The 12,590-nt window shown below is 69.6% G+C and carries 12 protein-coding genes and 1 other RNA gene; 9 read left to right on the top strand and 4 right to left on the bottom strand.

All coding sequences use genetic code 11. The features are described from left to right. From ABIS05_RS12735 to ABIS05_RS12715, 5 genes are all read left to right on the top strand, one after another. Positions 1-1,413: HDOD domain-containing protein (locus ABIS05_RS12735; RefSeq protein ID WP_348013360.1), on the top strand; the 1,413-nt coding region annotated here is incomplete at its 5' end. Between the two features lie 12 nt (positions 1,414-1,425). After that, positions 1,426-3,816: a protein kinase domain-containing protein gene (locus ABIS05_RS12730; RefSeq protein WP_348013359.1), complete on the top strand. Its 2,391-nt coding sequence runs from the start codon at positions 1,426-1,428 to the stop codon at positions 3,814-3,816. Between the two features lie 184 nt (positions 3,817-4,000). Beyond that, positions 4,001-4,369 carry a DUF4398 domain-containing protein gene (locus tag ABIS05_RS12725; protein ID WP_348013358.1) on the top strand — a complete coding sequence of 123 codons (369 nt, stop codon included), beginning with the start codon at positions 4,001-4,003 and terminating at the stop codon, positions 4,367-4,369. A 15-nt stretch (positions 4,370-4,384) separates the two neighbouring features. Continuing rightward, positions 4,385-5,320 carry an OmpA family protein gene (locus ABIS05_RS12720; RefSeq protein ID WP_348013357.1) on the top strand — a complete coding sequence of 312 codons (936 nt, stop codon included), beginning with the start codon at positions 4,385-4,387 and terminating at the stop codon, positions 5,318-5,320. Positions 5,321-5,365: 45 nt separating this feature from the next. Then, positions 5,366-5,782 carry a hypothetical protein gene (locus tag ABIS05_RS12715; protein ID WP_348013356.1) on the top strand — a complete coding sequence of 139 codons (417 nt, stop codon included), beginning with the start codon at positions 5,366-5,368 and terminating at the stop codon, positions 5,780-5,782. 112 nt (positions 5,783-5,894) lie between these two features. Here ABIS05_RS12715 and ffs read toward each other — a convergent pair. From ffs to ABIS05_RS12700, 3 genes are all read right to left on the bottom strand, one after another. Further along, positions 5,895-5,991: signal recognition particle sRNA small type (gene ffs / locus ABIS05_RS12710), an RNA gene on the bottom strand. A 10-nt stretch (positions 5,992-6,001) separates the two neighbouring features. Beyond that, positions 6,002-6,388 (bottom strand): SirB2 family protein, encoded by a 387-nt coding sequence (locus ABIS05_RS12705; protein WP_348013355.1) that lies wholly within the window; start codon positions 6,386-6,388, stop codon positions 6,002-6,004. 146 nt (positions 6,389-6,534) lie between these two features. Further along, positions 6,535-7,644 (bottom strand): AIR synthase-related protein, encoded by a 1,110-nt coding sequence (locus ABIS05_RS12700; protein WP_348013354.1) that lies wholly within the window; start codon positions 7,642-7,644, stop codon positions 6,535-6,537. Positions 7,645-7,677: 33 nt separating this feature from the next. Here ABIS05_RS12700 and dnaX point away from each other — a divergent pair, with 33 nt between their 5' ends. The 4 genes from dnaX (at position 7,678) to ABIS05_RS12680 (ending at position 10,976) form a co-directional block, all read left to right on the top strand. Next, the gene (gene dnaX / locus ABIS05_RS12695; protein WP_348013353.1) at positions 7,678-9,534 is read left to right on the top strand and encodes a DNA polymerase III subunit gamma/tau; all 1,857 of its coding nucleotides are present in this window, start codon (positions 7,678-7,680) and stop codon (positions 9,532-9,534) included. 10 nt (positions 9,535-9,544) lie between these two features. Further along, on the top strand, positions 9,545-9,871 hold the full coding sequence (locus tag ABIS05_RS12690) for a YbaB/EbfC family nucleoid-associated protein (RefSeq protein WP_348013352.1): 327 nt from the start codon (positions 9,545-9,547) through the stop codon (positions 9,869-9,871). Positions 9,872-9,990: 119 nt separating this feature from the next. Further along, entirely contained in the window at positions 9,991-10,572 is a 582-nt protein-coding gene (gene recR, locus ABIS05_RS12685; protein ID WP_348013351.1) for a recombination mediator RecR, read from the top strand. An 11-nt stretch (positions 10,573-10,583) separates the two neighbouring features. Next, positions 10,584-10,976 carry an MAPEG family protein gene (locus ABIS05_RS12680; protein ID WP_348013350.1) on the top strand — a complete coding sequence of 131 codons (393 nt, stop codon included), beginning with the start codon at positions 10,584-10,586 and terminating at the stop codon, positions 10,974-10,976. A 10-nt stretch (positions 10,977-10,986) separates the two neighbouring features. On the opposite strand, the gene ABIS05_RS12675 is transcribed toward ABIS05_RS12680, so the two are convergent. Continuing rightward, complete coding sequence (locus tag ABIS05_RS12675) at positions 10,987-12,579, bottom strand: transglycosylase SLT domain-containing protein (RefSeq protein ID WP_348013349.1); 1,593 nt, start codon at positions 12,577-12,579, stop codon at positions 10,987-10,989. Positions 12,580-12,590: the final 11 nt, after the last annotated feature.

The following is a 12,590-nucleotide window of genomic DNA, read 5'->3' as shown; positions in this document are numbered from 1 at the left end:
GCCCAGTTGCTCGAAGGCCTGGCCTTTGCGCACGACGCCGGCCACGCCCACCGTGATCTGCAGACCGCCAGCCTCGTCATCGACGCCAACGACAAGGTGCGCCTCATCGGTATCGAAGTGGCGCAGGAGGTCTTCCCCGCCACGGTCGATTTCGACGCGGTGACGCGCCGCGCGGTGCGCGAGTCCGCCCAGGAGGATGTGCTCTGCGCCGGCCTCATCCTGAACCGCATCCTCAGCGGCAAGCCGGTGCTGGAGGAGAACGACCTGCAGGCCGTCGTGCAGCAGATGCAACCCGTCGGCCGCGAGATGGTGCGCCTGGGCTGGGAGACACCCCACCCCATCCCCGATCCACTGCGCGCCATCTGCAACCGCGCGACCGACCGGCAACTGCGCCAGCGCTACCACCTCGCGCGCAGCTTCTGGCGCGCGCTGGACGGCTGGCGCCAGGCCGCCGCCTATGACGACGGCGGCCCCGTCGTGCTGCTGCTGGACAAGCTGCAGCGCCAGGGCCACTTGCCGACGACGACCACCGGTATGCATCGCTTCACCGGGGGCGCCGGCATGGAGGCGCAGCACGTCAGCGCGCTGTCCGATCTCGTGCTCAAGGACATGGCCCTCAGCCTGGAGCTGGTGCGCCGCGTCAACAACGCGCTCAAGCAGAGTGGCCATGCGGGCGAAACGGTGCTGAACATGCAGCGCGCCATCCAGATGCTCGGCCTGGACGGCGTGCAACTGGCCGCTAACGCGCTCAAACCATGGCCCGGGCCGCTGGCGCCAGTGGCGGCGGAGATGCTGCGCCAGGTGATGGCCCGCGTCACCCGTGCCGCCCAGGTGGCCCAGACGCTGCGCCCGGCTGGCTATGACGCCGAGGTTGTCTACCTCATCACCGTCATGCAGAACCTCGGTCGGCTGCTGCTGCAGTACCACTTCCCGGACGATGCCCAGCAGATTCGCCAGTTGATGGTGCCGCCCGAGCCGACGGAGGACCAACCCAACCCGCCCGCCTTGAGCGAGCAGGCCGCCGCCTACGCGGTGCTGGGCTGCGACCTGGACGCGATGGGTGTTGCCGTGGCCCGCCACTGGGGCCTGGGCGACGAGCTGCTGCAGATGATCCGCCGCCAACCGCTGAGCGCGCCCGTTCACCCGCCGCGCAACGACGCCGACACGCTGCGCCTGACCTGCAGCTTGGGCAACGAACTGATCGACGCGCTTGCCCTGCCCGAGGCCAAGCGCCGCCCCGCCGTGGACGCCGCGACGCGGCGCTATGCCAAGCCACTGAGCCTGGGCCTGCGCGAGGTGATGGAGGCGCTCAACCCCGGTGCGCACAAGCCGGGTCAGCCTGCGCCGCCACCGGCCGCAGCGCCGGCCACCGAGCCGGGCTCCCTGCGCAACCGCCTGGCGGGCCGTTCCTGAGACGACTGATCCATGGCCGATGACCTACCTCCCCAGCTCGGCCGCTTCCGGCTGCTGAGCCGCCTGGGCGAAGGCGCGCAGGCCACCGTCTGGCTGGCGCATGACCCGCTGCTGGACCGTGAGGTCGCCGTCAAGCTGCTCAAGCCTCAGGGCGTGGATGCGAACGAGCCCGGCAGCGTGGACGAATGGCTGCACGAAGCCCGAGCCGTCAGTCGCCTGACCCACCCGAACATCGTGCCCGTGTTCGAGGCCGACGCACAGGGCGGCCGCTCCTACCTCGTTTTCGAATACGTCAGCGGCGGCACGCTGAGCCAGCGCCTGCGCGCCGGCCCCAAGCTGACCGCGGCCGAGGCCGTCACGCTGCTGCTGGGCGTGCTCGATGGCCTGACTGCCGCTCACGCTGCCGGCCTGGTGCACCGCGACCTCAAGCCCAGCAACATCCTCATCGACGCCCGGGGCCGTGCGCGGGTCATGGACTTCGGCATCGCGGCGCGCGTGTCGCCTGCCACGAGCGCGCCGACGCGCATCGTCGGCACGCCCGGCTACATCTCACCCGAGGCCGCTGCCGGCGCGCCGCCGCATCCGCAGATGGATGTGTTCGCGGCTGCCGTCATGCTGGCCGAGATGCTGAGCGGCCAGCGCCTCAACCACGACCCCGACCCCTGGCGCGCCGTGCAGCGCGTGCAGACGACCGACCTGGTGCTGCCTTCGGGCCTGGCCAATGACGTGGACGACGCGCTACGCGCCATCGTGCAGCGCGGTCTAGCGCGTGACCCGCAGGCCCGCTGGCCCAGTGCCGGCCAGATGCACGCCGCGCTGGCCGCCTGGCTGCGCCCCGTGGCCGAGCCCGATGCCGAGGCGCAGGACGCGCCGGTGCTGGACTTCCTGCTGCGCCGCATGCGCCACAAGAGCGACTTCCCGGCGCTGTCGGACGCCATCAGCCGCATCCAGCGCCTGACGCAGTCCGAGAACGAGAGCCTGGCCAGCCTCTCCAACGAGATCCTGAAGGACGTGGCGCTGACGCAAAAGCTGCTGCGCCTGGTCAACACGGCGGCCTATCGGCACAACGGCGGCGGCGGCATCAGCACCATCTCGCGCGCCGTCGCGCTGATCGGCTTTGCCGGCATCCGCAACCTGGCGCTCAGCCTCGTGCTGCTGGAGCGCATGGAGAACAAGGGCCACGCCCAGCGGTTGCGAGAAGACTTCCTGCGCTCGCTGATGGCCGCGTCCGTCGCACGTGAGCTCTGCCTGAGCGAGCGCGAGGCCGAGGAGGCCTTTCTCGGCGCCATGCTGCACCACCTCGGCCGCACGCTGACCGAGTTCTATTTCCCTGAAGAGGCCGAGACCGTGCGCCGCCTCGTCAGCCCGGCGGACGACGGCGTGGCAATCACGGAGGCAGCCGCGTCCGCCCAGGTGCTGGGCATGAGCTACGAGGCGCTGGGCCTGGGCGTGGCCCGCCAATGGGGCCTGCCCGACAGCCTGCAGCGCGCCATGCGCCGGCCGGGCGGCGAGGCGCCGACCAAGCTCATCGAGGACGCCGCCGAGCGCCAGCGCTGGCTGGCCCGCGCGTCCAACGACATGGCCGATCTCATCCTGCACACGCCGCCCGAGCAGGCGCATGCCAAGGTCAAGGCGCTGGCGCAGCGGCATGCGCGGGCGCTGGGCATCAACGCCGAAGCCTTCGAGCAAGCCGCCGACACGGCCCGCCAGCGCCTCACGCAGATGACCGAGGCGCTGGACATGCGCCTGCCGCAGAACTCCAAGGCCCATCGCCTGATGGCGCCGCTGACGCCTTCCGTGCACGACTCACTGACGGCCCATGAGCTGACACGCACCCTGGTGCTGGACCGCACCGAGGCCATCGGCTCACCGCCAACTGCGGCCCAGGCCAGCGAGCTGCTGGCGGCCGGCATCCAGGAGATCACCGACGCGATGGTCAACAGCTTTCAGCTCAATGCCGTGCTGCGCATGATCCTGGAGACCATCTATCGCGCCCTCGGCGTGCGCCGCGTCATCTTCTGCCTGCGCGATGCGCGTGGCCAGACGCTGACCGGCCGCCTGGGCGTGGGCCTCGACGTCGAGCGCCTCGCGCCGCTGCTGCGCGTGGAGCTGACCCGCCAGCCGCCCGACCTGCTCGCCGCCGTCTGCCTGAAGGGCGCCGACACGCTCATCCAGGACGCCCGCGCCGCCAACATCGCGGCGCGGCTGCCGAGTTGGTTCAAGGGCGAGATGCAGGCGCAGAGCTTCCTGCTGCTGCCGCTGGTGCTCAAGGGAGCGCCCCTTGGGCTGATCTATGCCGACCATGCCCAGGCCGGCGCCGTGCAACTTGGCGACAAGGAACTCTCCTTGCTGCGCACGCTGCGCAACCAGGCCGTGATGGCCTTCCGCCAACCTGCTGGTTGACCAGCCAGCGCTGTCGCTGTAGGGCCTGTCCCACAGCGTGTGGGGCGACAGGCCGTCTTTGCACGCGGCGGTCTCCGACCGGGCGCGCCGTCTGCTGCGCGAATACTCCTTCTGCAGGCTGCAATGCCAAGCCCGCACGGTGAACAAGCTCACCGGCCGGTCAAATCACAAATAGGAGTCCAAGATGAATCCGCATTCGATAAAAAGCAGGAGTCGCGCCGTCCTCGTGACCTGCGCCGCCCTCGCACTTGCGGCCTGCGCTTCCACGCCCGAGCCCAAGGAACAGATGGCCGTCGCCAATTCGTCCGTCGAGCAAGCCTCTGGCAACGCTGCCGAAGCGCCTGCCGAGCTGTCTACCGCTCGCGACAAGCTGGCCCGCGCCAACGTGGCGATCGCCAAGAAGGACTTTGTGCTGGCCCGCCAGCTTGCCGACGAGGCCGCCGCCGACGCCGCCCTTGCGCAAGCCACGGCGCGCAGCGCCCGCTCGACGCGCGCGCTGAGCGAAGTGCGCGAAAGCATCAAGCAGCTGCAAGTGCAGCTCAACCGTTCCTGATCCGAGAGGACCGACATGAAAACCATTGCCACCCTGACCACCCTGGCTGCTGCTGCCGCCCTCTTTGCCGGTTGCGCCAGCGCCCCCACCGTGACGCCCGGCCTGCAGCAGGCGCGCTCCACCGTGCGCAGCGCCGAGTCCGACCCCGCCGTGATGAAGTACGCCGCGCTGGAAGCGAAGAAGGCCACCGAGTCGCTGAAGCGCGCCGAGCAGTTGGCCGCCAACCGTGAGGCGCCGGCTGATATCGACTCCGCCGCCTACGTTGCCGCCACGCAGGCGAAAACTGCGATGGCCCTGGCCAAGGCCCAGACGGAAGAAGACAACATCAAGGCCGCCGAAGCCGACCGCGAACGCGCCCGCGCCGATGCGAACGCCAATCGCGCCAACGTGGCGCAGGGCCAGGCCGCCACGGCCCAGGCCGCAGCTGCGAACGCGAATGCCGATGCCAATGTCGCCCGTCAGCAAGCCGCCAGCGCCCAGGCCGATGCCGCCCAGTCGCAGAGCCAGGCTGCTCAGGCTCAGGCCCAGGCTGCCGCGCTGGCCCATGAATTGGCCGACCTGCAAGCCAAGCAGACCGACCGCGGCATGCTGGTGACGCTGGGCGACGTGTTGTTCGAAACCGGCCGCGCCGAAATCCGTCCGGCTGCGCAGGCCTCCATCGGCAAGCTGGCCAACTACCTGAAGGAGCACGCGGATCGCCGTGTGCTGATCGAAGGGTTCACCGACAGCACCGGCAGCGACGCAACCAACCTGACGCTGTCGCAGCGCCGCTCCCAGGCCGTGGCCGACGCGCTGCGTGCCCAGGGCGTCGACCCGGCCCGCGTCGCCACGCGCGGCTACGGTGAGCAATACCCCGTGGCCAGCAACTCGAGCACGTCCGACCGCGCGATGAACCGTCGCGTCGAGGTCTACATCTCGAACGACAACCAGCCGGTTCGCGCCCGCGGCTGAACGCGGTCCAAGCGGCTGCGGCCGCATTCCCTCAAGGAGATTGCGATGAACACCCACCGAAGCCATCACGCCGTCTGGCTTGGCGTTGCACTGCTCGCGCTGAGCAACGTGGCCCAGGCGGCGCCTGCCGCGAAGAACGTCGACCCCCTGCGCCTTCAGTACGAGCATGAGAAGGCCGACTGCCTGACCGGCAAGACCAACCAGCCGCGCAGCGTCTGCCTGCGTGAAGCCAGTGCGGCGTATGCGCAGGCTCGCCAGGGCAAGCTGGTCTCGCAAAGCGACCGGGCTGATCAATGGGCCGCCAACGCCCTCAAGCGTTGCGAAGCCCAGCGTGGCGAAGACCGCACGCTGTGCGAGCGCCGCGTGCGTGAAGGTGATGTGGTGGGCAGCGTCGAAGCCGGCGGCCAGGTCAAGTCGCTGACCATCCGCACAACGGACATTCCGAAGGCGCCGGGCAACTGAACGTGAAGTGAAAGAGGGAGTTGATCCCTCGCCCAGATCGGCCGGACCCGGCATTCATGCGGGCTCCGGCCGATTTCTTTTTCGGCCGCCGCTGATGAACTTGGGAGGGGAGGGTGACGAGCCTGACCCCGGCACTGGTTGCAACGCTTAGGGCTGCTTGGTTCCCCATCTGACCCGGTTGGGCGCGCTTCCATGCGGGGAGGCCCGTCGAGCGAGATTCTAACCGGGGAGAAACTGGCGATTGATCGAAAGGTCCATTGCCAGCGCCAACAAAGCCAGCGCCGTGAGATAGCCCAGCAGATGCAGGCGCGCACGGCTCATGGCCCAGTGGCCGCAGATCACGTAGCCGATGAGGGCGACGAGCTTGGCGCCCAGCCACCAGTCACGCGTGAAGCCGTAGCCGATGGAACCCCAGAGGCTCAGCCCCGTGACGACGAGGCAGGCGTTGACGCCGAAGACGAGCACCAGCAGGCGGGCGTCCTTGGCGAACTCCTGCGCGCGCGGTGAGCCGAACTGGAAGAGGGCTCCTCGGATGAAGAACAGGCCCACACTGCACCAGGCCAGCAGCACATGCCACTGGACCATCTGCGTGTAGTACCACGTCATGCGGCCCCTCGTCCAAGGCGTACCTTGGCCGGTCCCCCGAGGGGACGGCGATGCTCGCGGGGCGTGCCCCACTCGCACATCGCCAGACGGGCCGGCTTGGGAGCGGCCCGGCGCTCGGCCCGCGAGGCTTCACGCGCGGGCATGGCTCAGCGCAAGGCCAGGTCGTCTTCGCTGAAACGGATGCCCAACGGCTCGATCAGCAACTGCTTCTCGCCCGCTTCGACCGTGCCAGCCACCCAGGCCTCGACGCCGCAGTCGCGTGCCACCTGGGCAGTGCGCTCGGCGTCTTCCGCCTTGACGAAGATGGCGAAGCCGGCGCCCATGTTCAGCGTCGAGTAGGCCTCGCGGTCGTCCTGACCGGCCTGCTTCTGGATGAACTCCAGCACCGCCGTCTTGGGCGGCACGGTGTGGATGCGGTAGGTCAGCTGGTTCGGGTGGCGCAGCAGCTTGCGCCAGCCGTGGCCGGTGATGTTGGCGCAGTAGTGCGGCGCGATGCCGGCCTTCCATAGCGCTTCCGTCACGGGCGAGTAGAGCGCGGTCGGTGCCAGCAGCGCTTCGCCGTAGCTGAGGCCTGGCTCGATCTCGGTCAGGTAGCCGTTGGGCAAACGCTCGGCCAGCTTGCGCGCGAGGCTCAGGCCGTTGGCATGGATGCCGCTGGAGGCCAGCAGCACGATGGCGTCGCCCGCGCCCAGCTTGTCGCCGACCGACAGGCGCTCCTTGGGGTTGATGAGGCCGGTGCAGGACGCGGCCAGGTCGATGCGGCCGTCTTCGACGATGCCGGCCAGCGCGGGCGTTTCGCCGCCACCCCAGGCGACCTGGCAGGTGTCGCAGGCGGCCTTCCAGCCGGCCACCAGCGCTTGCGAGCGCTGCGCGTCGCCGAACCAGTCGCTGCCGCCGGCGGCCCAGTAGGCCTGCACAACGAGGGGCGTGGCGCCGACGGTGATCAGGTCGTTGACCGCCATCGCGATGGTGTCCTGGGCGATGCCGGCGAAGAAGCTCTTGCCCGTCAGCTTGGCCATCTCGTCGGCCACCAGGGTCTTGGTGCCCAGGCATTCGACGATGGAGGCCAGGTAGAACGGCCCCACGTCCACGACATAGGCCGACTCGCCGCGCGAGGCTTTCACTTCGGTGAAGCCGTGGCCGGCGAGGTGTGTGGCGGTGGCGGCGGCGGCGCGCTGGGCGGTGATCTTCAGCGGGTCGATCAGGTCGTAATTGACGCCGGCTTGGTCGTAGGTGAGGGGGGCTTGCGAGGTCATGGGGCGGGATTATCGACGCCTAGAATCCTGAGGATGAGTTACCAGGTCCTGGCCCGCAAATACCGTCCGCAGAGTTTCGAGCAGCTCGTCGGCCAGGAGCATGTCGTGCAGGCCCTTGCCAACGCGTTGACGCAGGGCCGCCTGCACCACGCCTACCTGTTCACCGGCACGCGCGGCGTTGGCAAGACGACGGTGTCGCGCATCCTGGCCAAGAGCCTCAATTGCGTCGGCGTGGACGGCACGGGCGGCATCACGGCCAAGCCCTGCGGCGTCTGCCACGCCTGCCGGGACATCGACTCGGGCCGCTTCGTCGACTACGTGGAGCTGGACGCAGCGTCCAACCGCGGTGTCGAGGAGATCTCGCAGCTGCTGGACCAGGCCGTCTACAAGCCGGTCGTCGGGCGCTTCAAGGTCTACATGATCGACGAAGTGCACATGCTGTCGAACACCGCGTTCAACGCGATGCTGAAGACGCTGGAGGAGCCGCCGGACTATCTCAAGTTCGTGCTGGCCACGACCGACCCGCAGAAGGTGCCGGTCACCGTGCTGTCGCGCTGCCTGCAGTTCAACCTGCGGCCGATGGCGGCGGTGGACGTGCAGAGCCACCTCGGCAATGTGCTGGGCGCCGAGAACGTACCGGCCGAAGCGGGCGCGCTGCGGCTGCTATCGCGCGCGGCGCGGGGTTCCATGCGCGACGGCCTGTCGCTGACCGATCAGGCGATTGCCTTCGGTGCCGGCGCGCTGACCGAAGCCGGCGTGCGCCAGATGCTGGGCAGCGTGGACCGCGGCCATGTCGTGGCCATCGTCGACGCGCTGGCGGCGGCGAGTGGCGAGGCGGTCGTCGCCCAGGCCGATGCGCTGCGCGGCGCGGGCCTGTCGGCTGCTGGCACGCTGGAGGACCTGGCCACGCTGTTCCAGCAGATGGCGCTGGCGCAGGCCGCGCCGACGGCGCTGGACGATGCCGACAACGAGACCGCCGAGATCAGGCGCCTGGCCGCGCTGCTGCCGGCCGATGAGATCCAGCTGATGTACAGCATGGCCCTGCATGGCCGCGCTGAGCTGCATCTGGCGCCGGACGAATACGCCGGCCTGCTGATGGTGCTGCTGCGCATGCTGGCGTTCCGCCCGGCCGGCACGAGCGCCAGGCCGGTGAAGGCGGCTGCGCTGGTGCGGCCGCCGTCGGTGGCCAAGGCGGTGGTGGCGGTGCCGCTGCCGAGGTTGGCGCCCGTGGCCGTGGCTCCAGCCCCCGCCCCCGTGCCCACGGCTTTCGCACCGGCGCCTGTGGTCGCAACTCCCCAGGTGGCCGAACCCTCGGTGGCAATGAAGCCGAGCGACCGCTTGCGCCCCCGCCCAGTCGAAGCGGCGGCCCAGGCCGACGAGTCGGCGGACCTCGATGGCTCGCCGCCCGACGACGCACCGCCGCCGTGGATGGAGGCCGATGACGTGCCCGCCATGGCAGCGCCCGCCGCTCGCGAGCCGGACGCCCCACGCCGCGCCGTGCTGCGTGAAACGCCCGAAGGCGCCCTCTGGGCCGGGCGCATCGCTGCCCTCAACCTGACGGGCATGACCGGCGAACTGGCCCGTCAGGCCCAGGCGCTGGGCTGCGCGACGGTCGACGGCCGCGAGGTCTGGACGCTGCGCGTCGAGCGCGAATCGCTGCGCCAGCCCGCCCTCGTCGGCAAGCTCGAAGCGGCGCTGGACGCGCGGCTCGATGTCGAAGCCGGCGTGGCCGAAGATTCCATTGCGCTGCGCGCGACCGCCCTTGCCGATGCGCAGCAGCGCGCGGCCGAAGATCTCGCCGCGCAACACCCGATGACGCGCACCTTGCTGGCCCAGTTCCCCTCGGCACGCATCCTGCCCGGCTCGGTCCAACCCCTGATCACCACTTAAGGAACACACCATGATGAAAGGCCAACTCGCCGGTCTGATGAAGCAGGCCCAGGCGATGCAGGACAACCTGAAGAAGGCGCAAGACGAGCTCGCCAACATCGAGGTCGAGGGCCAGAGCGGCGCCGGCCTCGTGAAGGTGCTGATGACCTGCAAGAACGAAGTCCGCCGCGTCACCATCGACCCCAGCCTGCTGGCCGATGACAAGGACATGCTGGAAGACCTCGTCGCCGCTGCCTTCAACGACGCGGCCCGCCGCGCCGAAGCGACCAGCTCCGAGAAGATGGGCAAGCTGACGCAGGGCATGCCGATGCCTCCCGGCATGAAGTTTCCGTTCTGATGGCCCACCCCCGAGGCGCTTCGCGCCTCCCCCTCAAGGGGGCGCAGCCAGTTCCACGGCTGCTGCTTGATGAGATCGCGCCTGTGGCGGCGATCATTTTTTGACGGCGCCGCTTCGGTTTGAACGCTCTAGAGTCTTTGATCGAGGCGCTCAAGCGCCTGCCCGGCGTGGGCCAGAAGTCGGCCCAGCGCATGGCCTACCACCTGCTGCAGCACGACCGGTTGGCCATGCCGCGCCTGGCTGACGCGCTGACGGCGGCCGGCGAGCACATCAAGCATTGCGACCGTTGCCACACCTTCAGCGAGACACCCATCTGTAGCGTCTGCGCGGACGTTGAGCGCGATGCGGCGCTGCTCTGCGTCGTCGAGACGCCGGCCGACCAGGCCGCGCTGGAACGCACCGCCTCCTACCGCGGCTACTACTTCGTGCTGCTCGGCCGGCTCTCGCCGCTGGACGGCATCGGCACGCGCCAGATCGGCGCGGCCGAGCTGCTGGCGCGCGCAGCGGAAGCGGGCGTCGAGGAAGTCATCCTGGCCACCAGCTTCACCGCCGAGGGCGAGGCCACCGCGCATGTGCTGGCCGAGGCGCTGAAGGCGCGCGGCATCAAGTCGACGCGACTGGCGCGCGGCGTGCCGGTGGGCAGTGAGCTCGAATACGTGGACCTGGGCACCATCGCCCATGCCCTCACTGATAGACGCTGAAAGTAGCCGCCATGACCATCGCCCAACTCTGCCTGCTCGTGGCCTGTGCGCTACCCCCGGTGTGCGCTGCGCTCGCCAAGTCCAAGGGCGTGGGCAAGCGGCGTCGCGAGGGCGGCTTCGACAACAACTCGCCGCGCGAATGGCTGGCCAAGCTCGACGGCTGGCAGGCGCGCGCGAACGCAGCCCAGTCCAACGGCTGGGAGGCCCTGCCGCTATTCCTGGCCGGGCTGTTCGTCGCCCATCAGCACCAGGCTGCCCAGGCCACGGTGGACGCGCTGGCGCTGGGCTTCATCGCCGCGCGGCTGGCCTACATCGCGCTGTATCTGGCCGACCAGGCCTCGCTGCGCTCGGTGCTCTGGGTCGCGGGCATGGCGGCCTGCGCCGCGCTTTTCTTCGTTGGTTGAGGCTTAAGCGTCAAGGCGCCGCCGAAGCGACGGCGTTGTTGCGGCCCTTGCCGCCGCGGTCCTTGGCGAAGGTGCGCGGCGCGGCCGGCTTGGCGGCGCGGGCCGTCTTCGTCGCCTTGCCTTTCGCAACGGAACGGGCGGCCACCTTGGCCTTGGCCTTGGATGTGGCAGGCTGGAAGGCCGTATAGACGACGATCGCCTGGCCCGGCTTGAAGCGTGCCTTGTTGCCGACCTTGTTCCACTGCGCCACTTGTTCGGTGCGAACCTTGTAGCGGGCCGCGACGGTGCTGACGGTGTCCGCCTTGCCGGCCTTGACACTCATGCGCCTGAGATTGCCCTGCGGCGGCGCGTCGGGCGCGAGGTTGAGGCTGGCGGTGTCCGCCAGGCGCTCCGAGACGTCGTCGTGCACGTGCTCGCCGCGCGGCACCAGCAGCGTGGAGCCGGCCTTGACGAGCATCTTGGGCGGGATGCGGTTGATCTCGCGCAGCGCCGACTCGGCCATGCCGGTGCGCTTGGCCGCTTCCGCCGGGCTCATGGTCTTGGGCACCACCCAGGCCGTCCAGGTGGCCAGCGGGCCATCGTGGCGGGCCAGGTTCTCGGCGAAGGCGCTGGCCTGTTCGTAGGGCAGCAGCACCTGCGAGGTGGCAGCGGCCAGGATGACCGGCTTGTTCATCTGCGGGTTGAACTGCTGGAAGGTCTCCAGCGTGATGCCGGCCAGCTCGGCAGCGAGCGCCACGTCGATGTCGCGCTCGACCTTGACGCTGAGGAAATATGGGTGATTGGCTACCTGGGGCAGGGCCAGCGCGTAGCGGTCCGGGTTGAAGACGATGTTCTTGACCGCCTGCAGCTTGGGCACGTAGTAGCGCGTCTCGTCGGGCATCTTCAGGCTGGCGTAATCGGTCGGCAGGCCCAGCTTCTGGTTGCGCGCGATGGCCTTGCTCACATTGCCCTGGCCCCAGTTGTAGGCGGCCAGCGCGAGGTGCCAGTCGCCGAACTGCTTGTGCAGGCGCTCAAGGTAATCGAGCGCGGCGCGGGTGGAGGCCAGCACGTCGCGGCGGTCGTCGCGAAAGATGTTTTGCTTGAGGTCGAAGTCGCGCCCGGTGGCGGGCATGAACTGCCACATGCCGGTGGCCTTGGTGCGGGACACGGCGTGTGTGACGAAGGCGCTTTCGATGAAGGGCAGCAGCGCCAGTTCGGTGGGCATGCCGCGCTTCTCGACCTCGTCGACGATGTGGAAGAGGTAGCGACTGCCGCGCGCCGTCATGCGCTCGACGTACTCGGGCCGTGCGCTGTACCAGGCCTCGGCCTTGCGCACCCATTCGTCATCAAGGTCCGGCAACTGGAAGCCCTGGCGGAGGCGGCCCCAGAGGTCGGTGCTGGCGTCGGCTGCGTCGAGGTCGATCTTCTCGCCGGGGCGCAGGTTGTCTTCCAGCAGCTCGGCGGCCATCGCGCGCACGGCCACGGGCGCCGGTGCTTCGGGCGCGGCGGCGGCTTCGACGGCGGTGGTGGTGGCGGGGAGGGGAGCCGGGGTCGCCAGATCGGCGGGCGGCGGGGTGGTGGTGGCGCAGGCGGCGAGCAACGTGGCCAGAACCAAGGGGGACAAGCGGGTAAGCG

The sequence above is a fragment of the Roseateles sp. genome (genome assembly GCF_039929605.1).
In the GTDB taxonomy this organism is placed as follows: domain Bacteria; phylum Pseudomonadota; class Gammaproteobacteria; order Burkholderiales; family Burkholderiaceae_C; genus Pelomonas.
The sequence above is the reverse complement of the archived record's forward strand: the minus strand, read 5'-3'. Positions and strand labels throughout refer to the sequence as shown.

Bases quoted from the DNA above. Each gene is read 5' to 3' on its own strand.
- ABIS05_RS12730 (WP_348013359.1), top strand. From the start codon at position 1,426: ATGGCCGATGACCTACCTCCCCAGCTCGGCCGCTTCCGGCTGCTGAGC.
- ABIS05_RS12680 (WP_348013350.1), top strand. From the start codon at position 10,584: ATGACCATCGCCCAACTCTGCCTGCTCGTGGCCTGTGCGCTACCCCCG.
- ABIS05_RS12725 (WP_348013358.1), top strand. From the start codon at position 4,001: ATGAATCCGCATTCGATAAAAAGCAGGAGTCGCGCCGTCCTCGTGACC.
- ABIS05_RS12690 (WP_348013352.1), top strand. From the start codon at position 9,545: ATGATGAAAGGCCAACTCGCCGGTCTGATGAAGCAGGCCCAGGCGATG.
- ABIS05_RS12715 (WP_348013356.1), top strand. From the start codon at position 5,366: ATGAACACCCACCGAAGCCATCACGCCGTCTGGCTTGGCGTTGCACTG.
- ABIS05_RS12700 (WP_348013354.1), bottom strand. From the start codon at position 7,644: ATGACCTCGCAAGCCCCCCTCACCTACGACCAAGCCGGCGTCAATTAC.
- dnaX (WP_348013353.1), top strand. From the start codon at position 7,678: ATGAGTTACCAGGTCCTGGCCCGCAAATACCGTCCGCAGAGTTTCGAG.
- ABIS05_RS12705 (WP_348013355.1), bottom strand. From the start codon at position 6,388: ATGACGTGGTACTACACGCAGATGGTCCAGTGGCATGTGCTGCTGGCC.
- ABIS05_RS12720 (WP_348013357.1), top strand. From the start codon at position 4,385: ATGAAAACCATTGCCACCCTGACCACCCTGGCTGCTGCTGCCGCCCTC.